Here is an 18,522-nt window from a genome sequence, read left to right on the forward strand (position 1 = left end):
CCGCGACCGGCTCGGCCGGCGCCTTCGCCGGCTCGTCCGTCGCCAAGATCGTCGACGGCCACGTCCTGCTGATCTTCTTCGCCCTGGCCATGGGGCTGGTCGCCGTGGCCATGCTGCGGCCCAACGCGCCGGTCGGGGTCGAGACGGTTCGCCTGACCCGGGCCATGGCGCCGCGCATCGCCGCCTCGGGCGCCGGCGTCGGCGCGGCGGCGGGCTTCTTCGGCATCGGCGGCGGCTTCCTGATCGTCCCCGGACTGATGGGCGCCGCGGGCATGACCCTGGCCCTCGCCCAGGCCTCCTCCCTGGTCAGCGTGGTCGCCTTCGGGGCCACGACGGCGGCCAACTACGCCCTGTCCGGCCTGATCGACTGGCCGATCGTGGCCGCCATGGCGGCGGGCGGCGCGGTCGGAACCCTCGCGGGCCTGCCGATCGCCCGCCGCCTCGGCGCCAATGCGGTGCTGGGCCGACGCCTGTTCGCGGGCCTGATCCTGATCGTCGCCGTCTATGTGGCGATCAAGGCGGTGACGGCGCTCTAGCGGCCGCCGGCCCGGATCAGGGCGGCGCGGGCGGCGGCGAGGCGGGAGGGCACGAGCCCCCGCAGCGACGAGGCGGCGCCGGTGCGTTTCACCCCGGCCTCCTGCCCCTTGCGCCAGGCCACCTCGGCCTCGACGGCGGTGGCCTGGGCGATGTCGATCAGCAGGATCCGGTTCGGCAGGGCGAGGTTGCGGTCCAGCCGGAGGCGGACGCCCGAGTTCGACTGGTCGACGATCAGGCAGGGCAGTTCGAGACCGGGCGTGACGATGAGGCCGCGCACATTGGCCGACGAGCGGGTCTCCAGTCTGCGATCTTCGGGCCTGTCCATCACGGCATGGCTACCGGTTTGCGGTTTCGATCCAGTTTCACCGTCACATCCGCGCGAACGCCGCCGGCCAGCATGCGCCGCGTGACGCGCTCGAAATACTGGATGAAGCCGGCGAGGCGGACCCGCTCCTCCGCAGGCAGGTCGGCCGGGGCGACGCCGAGCAGATCGGCTTCCTGCTGACAACGCCAGTCCAGCACGACGTCGAAATCCGGCGCCTGGAGAAAGACGACGGCGTCGAAATCGGCGGCGAAATCCGCATAGTGGCCGGCGAGGAAACCGTTGACGGCGCGGCGCCAGCCGCCGTCGGCGTCCTGCGCCCGCTCCAGGGCGTTGACCGGTTCGGCGAGCGCGGCTTCGTCCTGCGGCAGGGCGCCGAGGCACCAGGCGTCGAACAGCACGGCCGAGGGGCGGCCCCTAAAGGCGCGCCAGCGTTCGCGCGGCCGGCGGTCGTCGCCGCGCTTGTCGAAGTCGGGGATGAGGGTCTGATCGTCCGGCCCGGCGGTGGAGAGCGCGTCGATCAGGCCCTGCAGCAACGCAAGATCGTGCGTCCCCGGGGGGCCGCGGGTGACGAACAGCGGATGGACCTCCCGGGCCAGGGCCTCGCGTTCGGCCCGGGTCAGATAGACGTCGTCGATCGAAATCTGCGCCGCGCCGAAGCGGGCGGCGGCCTCGCGGGCGAGGGTGGTCTTGCCGGATCCTTGCGCGCCGACGACGGCGATCAGGGGCGGGCGGCCGGAGCCGTCCCGGGGTCCGTGCGCGATCAGGCCGCCGACGAGGTCGACCAGGTCCGGATTTGCGCGGCCCACGGCCGGCTCAGTGCTGGGATTCGGGCAGGCGGACGATCAGGCCGTCGAGATCGTCGCTGACCCGGATCTGGCACGACAGGCGGCTGTTCGGCTGGACGTTCTCGGCGAAGTCCAGCATCGACTCCTCCATGGCCGAGGCGCGGCCGGTCTCGGCGGCGAAGTTCTCGTCGACATAGACATGGCAGGTGGCGCAGGCGCAGGCCCCGCCGCAGTCGGCGTCGATGCCCGGCACATTGTTGCGGATCGCCCCCTCCATGACGGAGAGGCCGTTCTTGACCTCTACGACATGCTCGCGGCCGTCGTGCTCGATGTAGGTGATCTTCGCCAACTCAGGCGGCCTCGGTCTTCTTCCGGCTCGGCGAGACCATCAGCTTCTTGGTCTCGGCGATGGCCTTGGCCGGGTTCAGACCCTTCGGACACACCTGGGCGCAGTTCATGATGGTGTGGCAGCGGTAGAGTTTGAACGGGTCCTCGAGGTCGTCGAGCCGCTTGTCGGTGGCGTCGTCGCGGCTGTCGGCGATCCAGCGGTAGGACTGCAGCAGGGCCGCGGGCCCCAGGTATTCGGTCTGGTTCCACCAGTAGCTCGGGCACGAGGTCGAGCAGCAGGCGCACAGGATGCATTCGTACAGGCCGTCCAGCTTGGCCCGGTCCTCGGGCAGTTGGATGCGCTCGGTCTCGGGGTCCGGCTCGTCGGACTGGAGGTAGGGCTGGATCGAGTCGTACTGGGCGTAGAACAGGGTCAGGTCGGTGACCAGGTCCTTGACCACCGGCTGGTGCGGCAGCGGGGCGATGGAGATGGTCGAGGAGGAGCACTCCTCCCAGCCCTTGGTGCAGGCCAGGGCGTTGCGCCCGTCGATGTTCATCGAGCACGAGCCGCAGATGCCCTCGCGGCACGAGCGCCGGAACGACAGGGTCGGGTCGATCTCGTTCTTGATGTGGATCAGGGCGTCCAGCAGCATCGGGCCGTGGTCGTCGGCCGAGACCTCGAACACGTCCCAGCGCGGATCGGCGTCGACCTCGGGGTCGTAGCGGTAGACCTTGTAGGTCTTGACGTTCTTCGCGCCGGCCGGGGCCTTGTGGACCTTGCCGGAGGTGGGCTTGGAGCCCTTGGGGAGGGTGAGCTGGACCATCAGGCGATATCTCGGGAATCGTTGCCCGCGATGCCGTACCAGTCGACCTTGCGGGTGAAATACATGACGGCCGCGATGGCCGCGAAGCTGGAAAGGGCGCCGACCAGCAGGGCGTAGTCCTCCAGCCGCATCAGCACATAGATGAGGCCGTAGAGGAAGGTGAAGGCCACCAGGGCACGAACGCCCTGGGCGCGGCTTTCGAAGGTCCAGCCGGCGTAGGCCGAGATCAGGCCGACGGTGGCGGCGGCCGCAAGGGCGAAGGCCGCGTCGAAACCGATGTGCTCGGCGATCGACAGCAGCAGCATGTAGAAGATCACCTGGGCCATGCCGACGAGGATGTACTGGGCCGGGTGGACGCGGCGGCCGGTGGTGGTTTCGAACAGGAAATAGGCCAGGAACACCAGGCCGATGAACATCGGCGCGTATTTCAGCGAGCGGCTGACCGACTGATAGGGGTTGGCCGGCTCGACGAAGGTCACGCCCAGCGAGGTCGCGCCGAGACGGCCGAGCGTGTCGCGATCCCCCTCGACCGGCACGCCGCGCGCCACGAACGGCACCGTCCAGGTGGCGTTGAAGCCGTCGGCGGCGTCCTGGCGGGCGGGCAGGAAGCCGCCGTTGTAGGACGGATGGGGCCAGTCGCCGCGGATGACGGCGGTGGTCGTTCCGGCGAAGGCCAGCACGGCGATCCGCTGGGCCCCGGAGAAGGTCGCGCGCCCGGAGACGTCGAAGCTTCCGTCGGTCCGCAGGGCTTCGGGCAGTCGCGTTCCGAACAGGCGCAGGCTGTCCCCGCCCCTCAGCGCCCCGTCGCGCGTGTCCGGGAGGGTCAGCGCCGCGGTGGGCTCGACCGACGAGGGCGTCAGGGCCACGGTCTGGCCGCCGAGGGTCAGGCCGATGTCGGACTTGGCGCCCCGCGCATCCGACGCGCCGAGCACGATCTCCGCCCGGCTCCAGTCGAGGACCGCCCCACGCGGGAGTTCGGCCCCGGCGTTGGCGAGGTCGAAACTGGCCGAATAGGTCAGGTCGGCGGTGTAGACCGGGACCTTGAACAGCGAGCGGCTGCGCACTTCGGATTCCGTCGCGGCCTGGACCTGACCCCGGGTCGGGAAGATGTGCCAGACGCCGGCGTCCAGGGTCGTCGAGGTCGTGGGGACCGGCGTCCCGGGGTTGGTCGGCGCGGCCTCGACGACGTTGCGGGTATAGGGCACGGCGATGACCGGGCCGAGGAAGGTCTGGGGCCCGCCCATCAGGCCGCCGACCTCGTCGGCCACCTGCTGGGCGCGGTTCGACCGGTCCATCAGCAGGGCGAAGACAAACAGGGCGGCGATGCTCATCACGAGCGCCAGACCGCACACCAGCAACAGTTTCAGCCCGGCCGAGCGACGCGGCGGAGCCGGGACCCGGCCACGCTCATAGGCCGGCGTCAGCGCCGGCTGGGGCGGCGCGGTCTCGACGGGCGGCGTCCTGGGCGTGCGGGCCATCGGGCGGTTCCTAGTACACCCGAGCCTTGGGCTCGATGTAATCGATGTCCGTCGACATGGTGTAGTTGTGCACCGGGCGGTAGTCGATCTTCACCGCCTCGGCCGGGACCTTCCACGACAGGGTGTGCTTCATCCAGTTCACGTCGTCGCGGTCGGGATAGTCCTCGCGGGCGTGGGCGCCGCGCGATTCCGTCCGGTTCAGCGCGCTCTCGATGGTGACGAGGGCCTGGTCGACCAGGTTGTCGTATTCGAGGGTCTCGATCAGGTCGGTGTTCCAGATCAGGCCGCGGTCGGTGGTCTTGATGTCGTCGCCGGCGGCGTGAATGGCGCGCAGCTTGGCCACCCCCTCTTCCAGTGTCTTGCCGGTGCGGAACACGGCCGCGTCGGACTGCATGGCGCGCTGCATGTCGATGCGCAGCTTCGCCGTCGGGGTCGAACCGTTCGCGTGGCGGAAGCGGTCGAGGCGGGCCAGGTGGCCGTCGGTGGCGGCAGCCGGCGCATCCGGAACCTTCGAGGCCTTGTCGACCGTCTCGCCGCAGCGCAGACCGGCGGCGCGGCCGAACACGACCAGATCGGTCAGGCTGTTGGAGCCGAGGCGGTTGGCCCCGTGCACCGAGACGCAGGCCGCCTCGCCCACGGCCATCAGGCCCGGCACGACAGTGTCGGCATTGTCGCCGACCTTGGTCAGAACCTCGCCGTGATAGTTCGTGGGGATGCCGCCCATATTGTAGTGGACTGTCGGCAGCACCGGGATCGGCTGCTTCGTCACATCGACGCCGGCGAAGATCTTGGCGCTTTCCGAGATGCCCGGCAGGCGCTCGTGCAGCACGGCCGGATCGAGGTGGTCGAGGTGCAGGTGGATGTGGTCCTTGTTCGGACCGACGCCGCGGCCTTCGCGGATCTCGATGGTCATGGAGCGGCTGACCATGTCGCGCGGGGCCAGGTCCTTCACGGTCGGCGCATAGCGCTCCATGAAGCGCTCGCCCTCCGAGTTGGTCAGATATCCGCCCTCGCCGCGCGCGCCCTCGGTGATCAGGCAGCCGGCGCCGTAGATGCCGGTCGGGTGGAACTGGACGAACTCCATGTCCTGCAGCGGCAGGCCGGCGCGCAGCACCATGGCGTTGCCGTCGCCGGTGCAGGTGTGGGCGCTGGTGGCGCTGAAATAGGCGCGGCCGTAGCCGCCGGTGGCCAGGATCACCAGCTTGGCGCGGAAGCGGTGCATCGTGCCGTCGTCGAGCTTCAGCGCCGTCACGCCGGTGCAGGCGCCGTCCTGCATGATCAGGTCGAGGGCGAAATATTCGACGAAGAACTCGACCTCGCGGCGGACCGACTGGCCGTACAGGGTGTGCAGGATGGCGTGGCCGGTGCGGTCGGCGGCGGCGCAGGTGCGCTGCACCGGGCCCTCGCCGAAATTGCGCGTCATGCCGCCGAAGGCGCGCTGGTAGATCTTGCCCTCGTCGGTGCGCGAGAAGGGCACGCCCCAGTGCTCGAGCTCATAGACGGCCTTGGGCGCGTTGCGGACGAGGTATTCGATGGCGTCCTGGTCGCCCAGCCAGTCCGACCCCTTGACGGTGTCGTACATGTGCCACTGCCAGCTGTCCTCGCCCATGTTGCCGAGCGAGGCGGAGATGCCGCCCTGGGCCGCCACGGTGTGGGAGCGGGTCGGGAAGACCTTGGTGACGCAGGCGACCTTCAGCCCCTGCTGGGCGGCGCCGAGGGCGGCGCGCAGGCCGGAGCCGCCGGCGCCGACGACGACGACGTCATAGGCATGGTCGACGAATTCATAAGCAGCCACGCGATCAGGCTCCGAAACCGGCCGGCAGCGGGGCCGAACCCAGCGCCAGTCGCACGATGAAGAAGACGCCCGCGGCGGCGAGCACGACGCACAGCAGGCCGATCAGGCCCACCAGCGTGTTCCGCGAGGCGGGCTTGTGGATATAGTCGTCGACGATGACCTTCAGGCCCATGTTCATGTGCCAGAGGCTGACCAGCAGGGTGATCGCCAGCAGGGTCGCATTGACCGGCGAGCGGAACCATTCGAGCGCGCCGCCGTAGCCGGCGCCCGACAGGGCCCAGCCGCTCCACAGGCCCCACAGGGTCAGGGGGACCAGGATCAGCGACGACAGCCGCTCCTGCAGCCATTCGCCGGCGCCGTGGCGTTCGGAGACCTTCACGCCCTTGATGTAGCTCCTGGTCAGGCGGCTCAAAGGACGACCCTCCCGGTCATGAACAGTCCGGCCCAGAAGGCGATCGAGATGACCACGCCGATCACGATCGAAGCCGTCGACAGGGCGTTGGCCGACTTCGGCGTCAGCCCCTCGCCCGCGTCCCAGATCAGGTGGCGGACGCCGCCGGCGAAATGCACGGCCAGGGCGACCGTCAGCCCGAACCAGACCAGCAGGCCCAGAGGCGAGCCCATCCAGCCGGTGAAGGTCGCATAGGCGTCGGGCCCGAAGGCCAGGGCCATCAGCCACAGCGCCACCAGCACGGCGCCGACGGCCAGCGCTCCGCCGGTCATCCGGTGCAGGATCGATCCCAGCATGGTGACATGCCAGCGCCAGATCTGCAGATGCGGCGAAAGCGGGCGGACACGGCCGTTGGGCTGGCGCACGAAGCGGCCGGACTGATCGTCGGTCGGATCGTTCGAAGCATCGCCCGGCAAGGGGGAAGTCGACATATGCGAATGGTTCTCAGAAACCTGAGCGAAATCAGCCGCTCGAAATCGGTGATCAGGCTTTAGTCCAGCGGCGCCGCAGGGGTCAACGAAGCGTGAGCGGGTGCGACGCCGACGATCACGAATTCGCGGGGCGGGAGGGGCGCTTTGCCAGGCGAGAGCGAAATCGGCACACTGGACCCATGTCGGGAATGCTGATCGCCGCCCTGGCCGCGCTGCTGACGCCGCAGGCCGCGCCCCATCCATCGGCGCTGGAGCCCTATTCGCCGCCGGCCATCCGCCCGTTCGAACCCGGTTCGGACTTCGGCCGCGAGACTGCCGAGGGTGATGGCGCGGGCTTGTCGCATCGCCCGCCGCTGGCCGCGCCGGTGACGGTGGACGCCTATGACGGCGCCTATGAGGTCACCCCGACCGATGTCGAGATCGCCTATGATCAGGGCGTGACCTCCGCCGAGCTCCGCGCCGACCAGACCGCCGGGCCGCTGAACGGCGTCTGGCGCATCCGCGATGCGGACGGGCGGACCCTCTACGATATCGTCCTGATGGATCATGGCGTCGGTCCCGTCGAGGGCGGCTGGCGCAGCCGCCGCGGCCGGGGCGGGGCCGTGTCCGACGGACGCACGCTGACGCTGGAGGACGGCGGCGGGGTGGTGACCCTGGAGCGGTCGCAGGCCGGCTGGCGCGGTTCGCTGACCGTGGACGGGCGGACCCGTCCTGTGACGATCACCCGCCCGGACTGAGCCGGATCCTCGAGGCCGCGGCCTGCAGGGCCCCGGCTCCGTACGGTACGGCCGCACCCCGGCCCCAGACCGGGTCGGGCCACAGGCCGTCGTCGGGGCGGCGCCCCACCACATGCACATGAAGCTGGGCGGTGACATTGCCGAGCGCGGCGACATTGAGCTTGTGCACCGGCCGCCCGGCCGTTTCGCCCAGCAGGCGGACGACGGCCCCGGCGCGGACGATCTCCTCCATCAGCGCGGCCCGTTCCGGTCCGGCGAGGTCCTCGATCTCCCGCAGCCCGGACCGGCGGGGGATCAGGATCAGCCACGGGAAACGGGCGTCGTCCTGCAGCCGGACCTGACACAGCGGCCAGTCGCACACCGCGATGGAGCCGGGATCGAAGGCGGGGTCGGCTTTGAAGGCGGACGTCATGCTCCTCGGTCGCCCGGCCCGGCGCAGGCGTCAAGCGTCCCCGCGACCGGGCCGGCCTATGGCTGCTATAGGTAAAATCTATCGAGGAAATGTGTTTGCAATCATTGACATTGTGCAGTGCAACCGCCAATTCGCGGTTGCGGCGCCGCTCCCCCGGCGCTCCAGAGCTTCCCTATTCAGAACCATCAGGAGAACAGCGCATGCTGGGCGTCGGTCAAAAACTGCCGGAATTCAAGATCACGGGCGTGAAGCCGGGCTTCAACAGCCACGAAGAGAACGGCGTCTCGGCCTTCGAGCCGATCACCAACGAGAGCTTCGAGGGCAAGTGGAAGGTCCTGTTCTTCTACCCGAAGGACTTCACCTTCGTCTGCCCGACCGAGATCGCCGAGTTCGCCTCGCTGGCGCGTGATTTCGAGGACCGCGACACCGTGGTTCTGGGCGGCTCGACCGACAACGAGTTCGTCAAACTGGCCTGGCGCCGTGACCACGCCGACCTGAACAAGCTGCCGATCTGGCAGTTCGCCGACAACGGCGGCAAGCTGGCCCGCGCCCTCGGCGTGCTCGACGAGGAAGAGGGCGTCGCCCTGCGCGCCACCTTCGTGGTCGACCCGCACAACGTCGTGCAGCACGTCTATGTCACCAACCTGAACGTCGGCCGCGCCCCCGCCGACACCCTGCGTGTCGTCGATGCGCTGCAGACCGACGAGCTGTGCGCCTGCAACCGCCCGGTCGGCGGCGAGACCCTGGCGGCGTAACAGTAGCGTCAGCGTCTTCCTGACAGGCGGCGGCGAAAGTCGCCGCCTGTTTTGCATCCAGACCAGATTTTCGAGGACTCCCCATGTCGATTGATACGCTCCGCGACCTCATGCCCGCCTACGCCAGGGACATCTCCCTGAACCTCGGTTCGCTGGCCTCGGAGACGGTGCTGAACGACCAGCAGAAATGGGGCTGCTTCCTCGCCTCGGCCCGCGCGATCGGCGTCACGCCGGTGGTCCGGGCGATCGAGGCCCAGGCCACGGCCGTGCTGTCGCCCGAGGCGCTGAACGCGGCCCGGTCGGCTGCCGCCATCATGGGCATGAACAACGTCTACTACCGCTCGCTGCACCTGATGAAGAACAGCGAGTACACGACCATCCCCGCCCGGCTGCGGATGAACGTCCTGGCCAATCCGGGCGTCGACAAGCTTGATTTTGAATTATGGTCGACGGCGGTCAGCGCCATCAACGGCTGCGGCGCCTGTCTGGACGCCCACGAGGGCGAACTGCGCAAGCACGGCGTGCCGGCGACCCAGGTCCAGGCCGCCCTGCGCATCGCCGCCGTGGTCCACGCCGCCAGCCGGATCGTGGCCTCGGAATCGGCGCTGGCGGCCCCGGAAGCCGCCTAGCCGCCCTACGACAGGTGATCGGCCAGCCGGCCGAACTGCTCGGCGATGACGCCGTCGATCGCGTCGGCCATGGCCCCCGCTCCGGGGCCGGTGACGACGAAGGTCCATTTCAGCGTCCGCCCCGGCTCGCCCTCGATCACAGCCCAGGTCATGGTCAGGACGGCGTCGGCCCCGATCGACTGCAGCGGCCCGAACGGGGCGTCGAAGCGGACCAGTCGCTGCGCCGGCCAGACCAGCACGGTCTCGGCGTGTTTGACGCCGCCGCCGGGCAGGGATTCGCACCAGCATCCGCCGGGCCGCAGGTCGAGCGAGATGTTGGCGGCGTCGCCTGAATAGGTGTGGGCGTCGCTCCACCATGCGGCCGGGCGGCCGATAGCCTCGAGGATCGCCGGGTCGGAGGCCGGGACCGCGCGTTCGTAGGTGAGGCTGAAGCTGTTCTCGGAACGGTTCGAGACCTCGGCTGCGGCGGGGCCGGCAGCGACCGCTGGCAGGGGGGCGATGGCCAGGGCGGCGGCGAGCAGCAGGCGTTTCATGTGAGGGTCCTCCCGGCCGCATCCGCGCCCACGCCGTCGCCGACGTCAAGCGCAGCCTTCTTCAGGCGGCCGCGAAGGTCAGCGGCGCGCCCCAGAACTGGGCGACCAGCTCGGACTGCGGACCGGGCCGGCCGGTGGTCAGGAAGTCGCGACGGCCCGAGCCGCCCAGGGCGTATTCGGGGTGGCGCTGGAAATAGCGGTCGAGGGCGTCGGCGACGGCGGTCGGCTGGTGGATCACCGGCGTGCCCTCCGGCAGGGCGGCGGCGAACAGGTCGGCGACGATCTCGTAGTGGGTGCAGCCGAGGATGGCCTTGTCCGGATGGCGGCCGATGCGGCGGCGCAGGGCGTCGACATGGTCGTTGACGACGACCTTCAGCTCTTCCGCCGGGGCGCCCAGCTCGATCAGGCCGGCGAGGCCCGGGCAGGGCTCGGAGAAGACGGCCAGGTCCTCGCGCCGCTTGTCGATCTCGATCTCATAGACCCGGCTCATGGCGGTGGCGGCGGTGCAGAAGACGCCGGTGATCTCGATCGCCTCCTTCTTCTCGCCCTCCTCGCGGCCGCGCTCGGCCTCGTACGTCCAGGGCAGGCCGGTGGCGGCCTCGATGGTCGGGACGATGATGCCCAGCACATTGACCGGCCGGCCGTGCCGCGCCCGCGCCTCGGGAACCCAGGTCTGCTGCAGCCGGCGCAGGGCGATGGCGCTGGCGGTGTTGCAGGCCAGGACGATGACATTGGCGCCGGCCTCGAACAGCCGCTCGCAACCGGCCCGGGTCAGGTCGACGATCTCCTCGCCGCCGCGTCCGCCGTAGGGGGCGTTGGCCTGGTCGGCCAGATAGATGAAGTCCCGCTCGGGGAACCGCCGCGTCAGCTCGCGGTGGACCGTCAGCCCGCCCACGCCGGAGTCGAATACGCCAATCGCCATGGGGCCTGTTAGCGGTGCGGCCCTTTGTCGTCCACGCCGAAGATTACGCCCCGTTCATGTGACAGTCAGCCGCCGGAGGGCCTAGGTAGAGCGCAACGACGTGAACCGACGGAGCCTTGTCCATGCATAGACGCCAACTTCTCATCGCCGGGGGCAGTTTGTTCGCCCTGTCGGCCTGCGCCTCCAACGGCATGGACATGGGCGGCGCCTCCCCCGCCAGCCTCGCGGACGACGCCCGCATCGGCCGCGCCGTGCTGCCGGCGCAGACCCCGCGGGCGGAGCTGCTGCAGCCGTGGAGCGGCCCCTATGAAGGCGTGCCGCCGTGGGATCGGGTCTCGGCGCCCAAACTGCGCGAGGCGATCCTGGAAGGCATCGACCTGCAGCGGGCCGAGATCGAGGCCATCGCCGACAATCCAGCGCCCGCCACCTTCGCCAACACCATGGTCCCCTACCAGATGGCCGGCGAGCCGCTGGACCGGGCCTCCAGCCTGTTCGGGGTGATGACCCAGAACATCGGCTCGGACGACTACCAGGCCGTCGACACCGAGGTGTCGCCGCTGCTGTCCGCCGCAGGCGACGAGATCATCTTCAACGAGAAGCTGTTCGCCCGCATCAAGGCGGTCGCCGACGGCGCCGCCGCGGCCGGCCTGACCGCCGAGCAGACCCGCCTCTCGGAGCGCACCCGCGACGCCTTCGTCCGCAACGGCGCGGCGCTGAACGCCGCCGGCAAGGCCGAGCTGGGCCGGATCAACACCGCCCTGTCGAACGCCTTCACCAGCTTCAGCCAGAAGGTGGTGGCCGACGAGAACACCTTCACCCACATCCCGGACGAGTCCGGCGTGGGCGGCCTTCCGGACTCGAACAAGGCGGCCGCCGCGGCCGCGGCGCGCAGCCGCAACCTGACCGGCTACGCCATCGTCAACACCCGCTCCAGCGTCGACCCGTTCCTGTCGTTCGGCGACGACCGGGATCTGCGCGAGAAGGTCTGGCGCAAATTCGTCAACCGGGGCGACAACGGCGACGGCAACGACACCAACGCCATCATCGCCGAGATCGTGAAGCTGAGGGCCGAGCGCGCCCGCCTGCTGGGCTTCGGCAATCACGCCGAATGGCGGATGCAGGACACCATGGCCAAGACCCCGGCCGCGGCCATGGACCTGATGAACCGGGTCTGGGCCCCGGCCAAGGCGCGGGTGATCGAGGAGGTCGCCGACATGCGCGCGATCGCCGGTCATGACATCGAGCCGTGGGACTATCTCTACTACGCCGAGAAGGTCCGGAAGCAGAAGTACGACCTCGATCAGAACGAGCTGAAGCCGTATTTCGAGCTGAACAACGTCAAGCGCGGCGCCTTCCACATGGCCGAGCGCCTGTATGGCTACCAGTTCACGCCGCTGCCGAAGGGGGCCGTCCCGGTCTTCCATCCGGACGTCGAGGTGTTCGAGGTCACCGACAAGGCCACCGGCCGCCACGTCGGCCTGTTCTACTCCGACGACTTCGCCCGCGCGGGCAAGCGTTCGGGCGCCTGGATGACCACCTACCGGTCCTATTCGACCTATGACGGCGTCAAGAACGTGCTGGCGTCGAACAACAACAACTTCATCAAGGCCGAGGGCGACGAGCCGATCCTGATCTCGCTGGACGACGCCGCGACCCTGTTCCACGAGTTCGGCCACGCCCTGCACTATCTGTCGTACAAGATCACCTATCCGGCCCTGGGCGGCACGCCGCGCGACTACGTCGAATATCCGTCGCAGGTGCACGAGCACTGGGTGCTGAGCCGGCCGATCCTCGACGGCTATATGAAGCATGTGGAGACGGGGCAGCCGATGCCGCAGTCGCTGGTCGACAAGATCGAGGCGGCCAACACCTTCAACCAGGGCTATGAAACGGTCAGCTATCTGTCGTCGGCCCTGGTCGACATGGACCTGCACACCCGGGCGACGCCGCCGACCGACATCGACGCCTTCGAGCGCGAGAGCCTGGCCCGGATCGGCATGCCCAAGGAGATCGTGATGCGGCACCGCCTGCCGCAGTTCAATCACCTGTTCACCTCGGACGCCTATTCGGCCGGCTATTACAGCTACCTGTGGTCCGAGGTCATGGACGCCGACACCTGGGCCTATTTCGAGGAGTCGGGCGACGTCTTCAATCCGGACATCGCGGCCCGCTACAAGGCCATCATCCTGGCCGAGGGCAACACCACCGACCGCGGCGAGGCCTACCGCCGCTTCCGCGGCCGCGACCCGGATGTCACGGCCCTGCTCAAGGTCCGGGGTTTCCCGACCAACTGAGCCAGGGAAAAGAGACAAGAGGCCCGGCGGAGCGATCCGCCGGGCCTTTTCCCTGCGCCTCAGGCCACCAGCGGGACGCGGCTGAGGGCGTAGTCGACCTGGGCGGCGCCCGGCAGCAGGGTGACGGCCTCATCGCGGACGGCCGCCTGGCAGGCGACGCGCCCCCCGATCATCGGCACGTTGCGGCACAGTTTGCGGGCGGCGGCGCGGACCCGCCGGTCGAAGGCGTCGGCCCCGGCGGCGGTGGACAGGTCCAGGTCGCCCCAGGGGATGCGAACCTCCCCGGCGGAGGCCGAACCGGCGGCGGCGAGAGTCAGGACGGCGGCGAGAGAAGCGAGGGTTTTCATGGCGATCTCCTGCGGAGAGCTGCGTCGCTCCTTGGCGGCGACGAGGCGGGAGATACGGCTACGCTGTTGCGGCCTGATGTGGATTTCGCGGCGGAATAGCGACGCCGGGTGAATTCCCGGAAAGCTTATCAGTGATCAGCCGCTGTTGCGCAGGCCCGCCGCGACCCCGTTCAGGCTCAGAAGGATGCCCTCGCGGACACGCGGATCGTCGTCGCCGGCGCGGCGGCGTCGGATCAGCTCGATCTGCACATGATTGAGCGGCTCGACATAGGGCATGCGCAGGCGGATCAGCCGCTCGAGCTCGGGCTGGCCGGCCAACAGGGCGTCCTGGCCGGTGATGGCCAGCACCGCCGCCACCGTCCTGTCCCACTCGGCGAGGATGGCGCCGTGGATGCGATCGGCCAGCGCCTGGTCGGGCGCCAGGGCGGCGTAGCGGCGGGCGATGGTCATGTCGGCCTTGGCCATGACCATCTCCATGTTCTGAACGAGAGTGCGGAAGAAGGGCCAGTCGCGGGCCATGATCCGCAGCTCCTCGAGGTCCGCGCCCTCGACCGCCGAGCCGAAGCCGAACCAGCCGGGCAGCATCACCCGCGACTGGCTCCAGCTGAACACCCACGGAATGGCGCGCAGGTCCTCGATCGCGGTCGAGGCGGTGCGCGAGGCCGGGCGCGAGCCGATCTTCAGGTCGGCGATCTCGGCGATCGGGGTGGCGGCGCGGAAATAGTCGACGAAGCCGTCGGTCTCGTAGACCAGCGCCCGATAGGCGGCCATCGAGGCCCGCGACAGGGCCCGCGCCGTGTCGCCGTGGCGCTCGCTGAAGGTCTGGTCCGCCGGCGGCCTAAGCGAGGCCAGCAGGACGCCGCAGGTCAGGGCGTCGAGGTTGCGGTGGGCCACGTCGGGCTCGCCGTATTTGTTGGCGATGACCTCTCCCTGTTCGGTGACCCGGATGCGGCCGGCCACCGTGCCCTGGGGCTGGGCCACCACGGCGGCGAAGCTGGAGCCCCCGCCGCGCCCGACCGCCCCGCCGCGGCCGTGGAACAGCTGCAACCTCAGCCCCGCCGCGTCGGTGACTTCCAGCAGGGCCCGCGAGGCCTCGTGCAGCTCCCAGGTCGAGGTCAGGTAGGAGCCGTCCTTGTTCGAGTCGGAATAGCCGATCATCACCTCCTGCACCCCGCGGGCGCGGGCCACGGCGAGGGCGGAGGGCTCGCGCAGCAGCCGTTCCAGCGTCGGCCGCGAGGCGCGCAGGTCGTCGATGGTCTCGAACAGGGGCGCGGCCTGGATCGGGCAGGCGGCCGGGTCCTCCGGGCGATAGAGGCCGACCTCGCGCAGCAGCAGATAGACCTCGAGCAGGTCGGAGGCGGCGTCGGTCTTGGAGACCACATGGGTGCGGATCGCCTGCGGCCCGAACAGACGCAGGGCCTCGGCCGCCGCCTGCAGGATGCCGCGCTCCTTCAGGGTCTCGTCGGCGTAGGTCGCATAGGGGCTGAACAGCAGTCGGCCGGAGGTCAGTTCCTCCGCCAGCAGCGACAGCCGGGCCTCTTCATCCAGCGCGAGATAGTCGGCGCAGACGCCGGCGACCCGGAGCAGGTCGGCGACCACCCGCTCATGCACATCGGCGTTCTGGCGCAGGTCCAGGGTGGCCATGTGAAAGCCGAACACGTCCACGGCCGCGACCAGCCGCGACAGCCGGTCGTCGGCGAAGACGGTTCCATGGTGGGCGATCAGGCTGTCGCGCAGCACCGCCAGGTCGGCCCGAAAGGCGTCCGGCCCGGCGTAGGGTTCGGCCGCGAACGACGCCGTCCGGGGCGCCGGTTGCCCGGTCAGCACCGGATGGGTGGCGGCGAGGCGGGCGTAGATCTCGCTGAGCGCCCGGCGATAGGGCTCGTCGGCGCGATGCGGCGAGCGGTCGCCCGACGCCTCGGCCAGGGCGGCCAGTTCGGGCGAGACGGCGCTCATCGAGCCGGACAGGCTGAGTTCCGAGCCGAGGGCGTTGACCTCGTCCAGATAGTGGCGGAGCGCCGCCCGGGCCTGGGTGCGGAAGGCGGCGGACAGGACCGCGCCGTCGACATTGGGATTGCCGTCACGGTCGCCGCCGACCCAGCTGCCGATGCGAATGAAGGGCGCCAGCTCCGGCGCGTCCAGCCGCCTGCGCCAGTCGGCCAGCTGGTCCGGCGCCACGTGCAGGAAGACCCGCTCGAGGAAAGAGACGACGGTGTCGATCTCGTCCTGCACCACCAGCCCCGCCTGGCGCACCAGCCGGGTCGCCCATAGGATGACGGTCTGGCGGCGCAGGCCGGTCATCAGCACCTCGGGCGTGCAGTCGAGGTCGTTCTGGTCGCAGGCGTCGAGCAGGTCGGACACCGCGGCGATGCGGTCGATGACGCTCTTGCGTCGCACCTCGGACGGGTGGGCGGTGAGGACCGGCGAGATCAGCGCCCCGGCCAGCAGGTCGCGCGCGGCGGTCGCCGGGACCCCGGCCTCGGCCAGCCGCTGCAGGGCCCCCTCGGGCGTATCGGCGCGGGCGCCGGCCGCGGCCTGTTCCCGGGCCCGACGCTTGCCGGCCCGATCCTCGGCGACATTGGCGAGCAGGGAGAAGACCGCGAAGCCGTGGGCGAGGCCGACCGCCTGATCCAGCGACAGCTCGCCCAGCAGCTGCTCCAGCCGGGCGGCGTCGGCGGCCCCCTCGTCGCGGTGCCAGGCGACCGAGGCCTGACGCACGGCCTCGATGCGGTCGTAGAGATCCTGCCCGCCCTCGTCGCGGATCACCTCGCCGAGCAGGCCGCCCAGCAGGCGAACCTCGTCACGCAGTCGGTCGTCGGCGGCAGGGCTCATGTCGGGTCTCGCAGCGGGGAGGCCGGGAGCGTCACGGTATCAGGGGCGTGGAAAGGGGCCATCGCGAACGGTAACGCTGAAACGCGATGCCGGTGTCATCGCCCGAGTCGACAAACCGCCGCTTTTCCCCCATAAGCCGCCGCTTCCGACGCAAGTGAACCTCGCGTCTCCACCTGCACGACCCCGGTTTCGACCGGACGAGGCAGGCGAGAACCCTCCGCCGACGTGATCGTCGCCGGAGGCCATTTCGCTATGGAGACCGGGTCGCCCGTCGCAACGAGGTTGTGAATGTTCGAGGCTCTGAACGAGCGGCTGACAGGCGTCTTCGACCGGATCACCGGGCGCGGCGCCCTGTCCGAAAAGGACGTGGCCGAGGCGATGCGCGAAGTGCGCGTGGCCCTGCTCGAGGCCGACGTCGCCCTGCCCGTCGTCAAGGACTTCATCGCCTTCGCCACCGAGCGCGCCACCGGCGAGGACGTCATCCGTTCGGTCAAGCCGGCCGATCAGGTGGTCAAGATCGTCTATGACGGCCTGGTCGAGATGCTGGGCGGCGAGGAGCCGGTCCCGATCAACCTGAACGCCACGCCGCCCGCCGTCATCCTGATGGCCGGCCTGCAGGGTTCGGGCAAGACCACGACGTCGGCCAAGCTGGCGCTGCGGCTGACCAGGTTCGACCGCAAGAAGGTCATGATGGCCTCGCTGGACACCCGCCGTCCGGCGGCGATGGAGCAGCTGCAGACCCTCGGCAAGCAGATCGAGGTCGCGGTCCTGCCGATCGTGGCGGGCGAGAGCCCGGTCCAGATCACCAAGCGGGCCCTCCAGTCCGCTAAGCTTCAGGGCTTCGACGTCCTGATCCTCGACACCGCCGGCCGCATCACCCTCGACGAGGCGCTGATGGCCGAGGTGGCCGAGGTCGCCGCCGTGTCGAAGCCGGTCGAGACCCTGCTGGTCGCCGACAGCCTGACCGGTCAGGACGCGGTGCGCACGGCCAAGGCCTTCCACGAGCGTCTGCCGCTGACCGGCCTGGTCCTGACCCGCGCCGACGGCGACGGGCGCGGCGGGGCCATGCTGTCGATGCGCGCCGTCACCGGCCTGCCGATCAAATATCTCGGCGCCGGCGAGAAGGTCGATGCGCTGGAGGTGTTCGACGCCCGCCGCGTCGCCGGCCGCATCCTCGGACAGGGGGACATCGTCGCCCTCGTCGAAAAGGCCTCGCAGGAACTCGACCAGTCCAAGGCCGAGGCCATGGCCCGCAAGCTGGCCAAGGGCCAGTTCGACCTCAACGACCTCGCCGCCCAGCTGCAGCAGATGAAGCGGATGGGCGGACTGCAGGGCATCATGGGCATGCTGCCCGGCGTGGCCAAGATGAAGGCCCAGATGGCCGACGCCAACATCGACGACCGCATGATCGCGCGCCAGGAAGCCATCATCAGCTCGATGACCAAGGTCGAGCGCAAGAAGCCCGACCTGCTCAACGCCAGCCGCAAGAAGCGTATCGCCAAGGGCGCCGGCGTCGAGGTCCAGGACATCAACCGCCTGCTGAAACAGCACCGCCAGATGGCCGACATGGTCAAGTCCATGTCCAAGGGCGGCGGCAAGGGCCTGAAGCAGATGGCCGCCATGATGGGCATGCCCGGCATGGGCGGCGGCGGCGACATGGCCCGCCTCAAGGCGCTGGGCGGCGGCAGGATGCCGGAGCCCTCGGCCGACGAAATGAAAGCCATCCAGGACCGGCTCGCCGGCCTGGGCGGCGGACAACTGCCGGGAGGCCTTCCGGGCCTGCCGGGCTTTCCTCCCAAGAAATGATCCGACTTAAAGAAAGAGACTGAAAATGCTGAAGATTCGTCTGGCCCGCGGCGGCACCAAGAAGCGCCCGTACTACTACATCGTCGTCGCCGACTCCCACTCGCCGCGCGACGGCAAATTCATTGAGCGCGTCGGCACCTACAACCCGATGCTGCCGCGCGACGGCGAGCAGAAGCGCGTCACCCTGAAGGCCGACCGGATCTCGGAATGGCTCGGCAAGGGCGCCCAGCCGACCGACCGCGTCGCCCGCTTCCTGAGCCAGGACGAGGCCCTGGCCGACAAGGTCAAGTGGACGCAGGGCA

20 protein-coding genes are annotated in these 18,522 nt (G+C 69.7%); 7 read left to right on the forward strand and 13 right to left on the reverse strand.

The window, feature by feature from the left end; genetic code table 11:
• A partial coding sequence (locus RDU12_RS02965; protein WP_308684073.1) for a sulfite exporter TauE/SafE family protein occupies positions 1–536 on the forward strand: 536 nt, incomplete at its 5' end.
• Here RDU12_RS02965 and RDU12_RS02970 read toward each other — a convergent pair.
• From RDU12_RS02970 to sdhC, 8 genes are read right to left on the reverse strand one after another with little or no spacing between them, the layout of a single operon-like run.
• The gene (locus RDU12_RS02970; protein WP_308684080.1) at positions 533–862 is read right to left on the reverse strand and encodes a PilZ domain-containing protein; all 330 of its coding nucleotides are present in this window, start codon (positions 860–862) and stop codon (positions 533–535) included. The genes RDU12_RS02965 and RDU12_RS02970 overlap by 4 nt on opposite strands.
• On the reverse strand, positions 862–1,668 hold the full coding sequence (locus RDU12_RS02975; RefSeq protein ID WP_308684074.1) for a kinase: 807 nt from the start codon (positions 1,666–1,668) through the stop codon (positions 862–864). The genes RDU12_RS02970 and RDU12_RS02975 overlap by 1 nt, the downstream gene beginning before the upstream one ends.
• A gap of 7 nt (positions 1,669–1,675) precedes the next feature.
• Positions 1,676–1,996 (reverse strand): 2Fe-2S iron-sulfur cluster-binding protein, encoded by a 321-nt coding sequence (locus RDU12_RS02980; protein ID WP_300289731.1) that lies wholly within the window; start codon positions 1,994–1,996, stop codon positions 1,676–1,678.
• Between the two features lies 1 nt (position 1,997).
• Positions 1,998–2,798, reverse strand: coding sequence for a succinate dehydrogenase iron-sulfur subunit (locus tag RDU12_RS02985; RefSeq protein WP_300289732.1), 801 nt, complete (start codon positions 2,796–2,798; stop codon positions 1,998–2,000).
• Positions 2,798–4,276, reverse strand: coding sequence for a cell envelope integrity protein CreD (creD, locus tag RDU12_RS02990; RefSeq protein ID WP_300289733.1), 1,479 nt, complete (start codon positions 4,274–4,276; stop codon positions 2,798–2,800). The genes RDU12_RS02985 and creD overlap by 1 nt, the downstream gene beginning before the upstream one ends.
• A gap of 10 nt (positions 4,277–4,286) precedes the next feature.
• Positions 4,287–6,071 carry a succinate dehydrogenase flavoprotein subunit gene (gene sdhA / locus RDU12_RS02995; protein ID WP_300289734.1) on the reverse strand — a complete coding sequence of 595 codons (1,785 nt, stop codon included), beginning with the start codon at positions 6,069–6,071 and terminating at the stop codon, positions 4,287–4,289.
• A 4-nt stretch (positions 6,072–6,075) separates the two neighbouring features.
• A complete protein-coding gene (sdhD, locus tag RDU12_RS03000; protein WP_300289736.1) occupies positions 6,076–6,483 on the reverse strand; it encodes a succinate dehydrogenase, hydrophobic membrane anchor protein in 408 nt (135 codons plus the stop codon).
• Positions 6,480–6,953, reverse strand: coding sequence for a succinate dehydrogenase, cytochrome b556 subunit (gene sdhC, locus RDU12_RS03005; RefSeq protein WP_300289737.1), 474 nt, complete (start codon positions 6,951–6,953; stop codon positions 6,480–6,482). The genes sdhD and sdhC overlap by 4 nt, the downstream gene beginning before the upstream one ends.
• A gap of 188 nt (positions 6,954–7,141) precedes the next feature.
• Here sdhC and RDU12_RS03010 point away from each other — a divergent pair, with 188 nt between their 5' ends.
• Positions 7,142–7,690 carry a hypothetical protein gene (locus RDU12_RS03010; RefSeq protein ID WP_308684075.1) on the forward strand — a complete coding sequence of 183 codons (549 nt, stop codon included), beginning with the start codon at positions 7,142–7,144 and terminating at the stop codon, positions 7,688–7,690.
• On the opposite strand, the gene RDU12_RS03015 is transcribed toward RDU12_RS03010, so the two are convergent.
• Entirely contained in the window at positions 7,674–8,102 is a 429-nt protein-coding gene (locus RDU12_RS03015) for an HIT domain-containing protein (RefSeq protein WP_300289739.1), read from the reverse strand. The two genes, RDU12_RS03010 and RDU12_RS03015, sit on opposite strands and share 17 nt — an antisense overlap.
• A gap of 200 nt (positions 8,103–8,302) precedes the next feature.
• On the opposite strand from RDU12_RS03015, the gene RDU12_RS03020 reads away from it, so the two are divergent.
• A complete protein-coding gene (locus tag RDU12_RS03020) occupies positions 8,303–8,857 on the forward strand; it encodes a peroxiredoxin (RefSeq protein ID WP_300289740.1) in 555 nt (184 codons plus the stop codon).
• An 83-nt stretch (positions 8,858–8,940) separates the two neighbouring features.
• Complete coding sequence (locus tag RDU12_RS03025; protein ID WP_300289741.1) at positions 8,941–9,486, forward strand: carboxymuconolactone decarboxylase family protein; 546 nt, start codon at positions 8,941–8,943, stop codon at positions 9,484–9,486.
• 5 nt (positions 9,487–9,491) lie between these two features.
• Here RDU12_RS03025 and RDU12_RS03030 read toward each other — a convergent pair whose 3' ends face one another.
• A complete protein-coding gene (locus RDU12_RS03030) occupies positions 9,492–10,019 on the reverse strand; it encodes an ATPase (RefSeq protein WP_300289743.1) in 528 nt (175 codons plus the stop codon).
• A 61-nt stretch (positions 10,020–10,080) separates the two neighbouring features.
• Entirely contained in the window at positions 10,081–10,941 is an 861-nt protein-coding gene (locus RDU12_RS03035) for a glutamate racemase (RefSeq protein WP_300289744.1), read from the reverse strand.
• A gap of 122 nt (positions 10,942–11,063) precedes the next feature.
• Between RDU12_RS03035 and RDU12_RS03040 the strand changes: the two genes are divergently transcribed.
• Positions 11,064–13,235, forward strand: a complete 2,172-nt coding sequence (locus tag RDU12_RS03040; protein WP_308684076.1) for a M3 family metallopeptidase — start codon at positions 11,064–11,066, stop codon at positions 13,233–13,235.
• 59 nt (positions 13,236–13,294) lie between these two features.
• On the opposite strand, the gene RDU12_RS03045 is transcribed toward RDU12_RS03040, so the two are convergent.
• Together RDU12_RS03045 and ppc are read right to left on the reverse strand one after the other, a co-directional pair.
• Positions 13,295–13,582 carry a UrcA family protein gene (locus RDU12_RS03045; protein ID WP_308684077.1) on the reverse strand — a complete coding sequence of 96 codons (288 nt, stop codon included), beginning with the start codon at positions 13,580–13,582 and terminating at the stop codon, positions 13,295–13,297.
• A 135-nt stretch (positions 13,583–13,717) separates the two neighbouring features.
• Complete coding sequence (ppc, locus tag RDU12_RS03050) at positions 13,718–16,414, reverse strand: phosphoenolpyruvate carboxylase (RefSeq protein ID WP_308684078.1); 2,697 nt, start codon at positions 16,412–16,414, stop codon at positions 13,718–13,720.
• Positions 16,415–16,702: 288 nt separating this feature from the next.
• On the opposite strand from ppc, the gene ffh reads away from it, so the two are divergent.
• Both ffh and rpsP read left to right on the forward strand, forming a co-directional pair.
• Positions 16,703–18,220 (forward strand): signal recognition particle protein, encoded by a 1,518-nt coding sequence (gene ffh, locus RDU12_RS03055; protein ID WP_300292344.1) that lies wholly within the window; start codon positions 16,703–16,705, stop codon positions 18,218–18,220.
• A 25-nt stretch (positions 18,221–18,245) separates the two neighbouring features.
• On the forward strand, positions 18,246–18,522 hold a 277-nt coding region (gene rpsP / locus RDU12_RS03060; RefSeq protein ID WP_308684079.1), incomplete at its 3' end, for a 30S ribosomal protein S16.

This window comes from Brevundimonas sp., from assembly GCF_031082345.1.
Taxonomy (GTDB): domain Bacteria; phylum Pseudomonadota; class Alphaproteobacteria; order Caulobacterales; family Caulobacteraceae; genus Brevundimonas.

Excerpts from the sequence above, each read along its gene's own strand:
- RDU12_RS02970 (WP_308684080.1), bottom strand. The coding sequence starts at position 862 with ATGGACAGGCCCGAAGATCGCAGACTGGAGACCCGCTCGTCGGCCAAT.
- RDU12_RS02985 (WP_300289732.1), bottom strand. The coding sequence starts at position 2,798 with ATGGTCCAGCTCACCCTCCCCAAGGGCTCCAAGCCCACCTCCGGCAAG.
- creD (WP_300289733.1), bottom strand. The coding sequence starts at position 4,276 with ATGGCCCGCACGCCCAGGACGCCGCCCGTCGAGACCGCGCCGCCCCAG.
- sdhC (WP_300289737.1), bottom strand. The coding sequence starts at position 6,953 with ATGTCGACTTCCCCCTTGCCGGGCGATGCTTCGAACGATCCGACCGAC.
- RDU12_RS03010 (WP_308684075.1), top strand. The coding sequence starts at position 7,142 with ATGCTGATCGCCGCCCTGGCCGCGCTGCTGACGCCGCAGGCCGCGCCC.
- RDU12_RS03015 (WP_300289739.1), bottom strand. The coding sequence starts at position 8,102 with ATGACGTCCGCCTTCAAAGCCGACCCCGCCTTCGATCCCGGCTCCATC.
- RDU12_RS03020 (WP_300289740.1), top strand. The coding sequence starts at position 8,303 with ATGCTGGGCGTCGGTCAAAAACTGCCGGAATTCAAGATCACGGGCGTG.
- RDU12_RS03025 (WP_300289741.1), top strand. The coding sequence starts at position 8,941 with ATGTCGATTGATACGCTCCGCGACCTCATGCCCGCCTACGCCAGGGAC.
- RDU12_RS03030 (WP_300289743.1), bottom strand. The coding sequence starts at position 10,019 with ATGAAACGCCTGCTGCTCGCCGCCGCCCTGGCCATCGCCCCCCTGCCA.
- RDU12_RS03035 (WP_300289744.1), bottom strand. The coding sequence starts at position 10,941 with ATGGCGATTGGCGTATTCGACTCCGGCGTGGGCGGGCTGACGGTCCAC.
- RDU12_RS03040 (WP_308684076.1), top strand. The coding sequence starts at position 11,064 with ATGCATAGACGCCAACTTCTCATCGCCGGGGGCAGTTTGTTCGCCCTG.
- RDU12_RS03045 (WP_308684077.1), bottom strand. The coding sequence starts at position 13,582 with ATGAAAACCCTCGCTTCTCTCGCCGCCGTCCTGACTCTCGCCGCCGCC.
- ppc (WP_308684078.1), bottom strand. The coding sequence starts at position 16,414 with ATGAGCCCTGCCGCCGACGACCGACTGCGTGACGAGGTTCGCCTGCTG.
- ffh (WP_300292344.1), top strand. The coding sequence starts at position 16,703 with ATGTTCGAGGCTCTGAACGAGCGGCTGACAGGCGTCTTCGACCGGATC.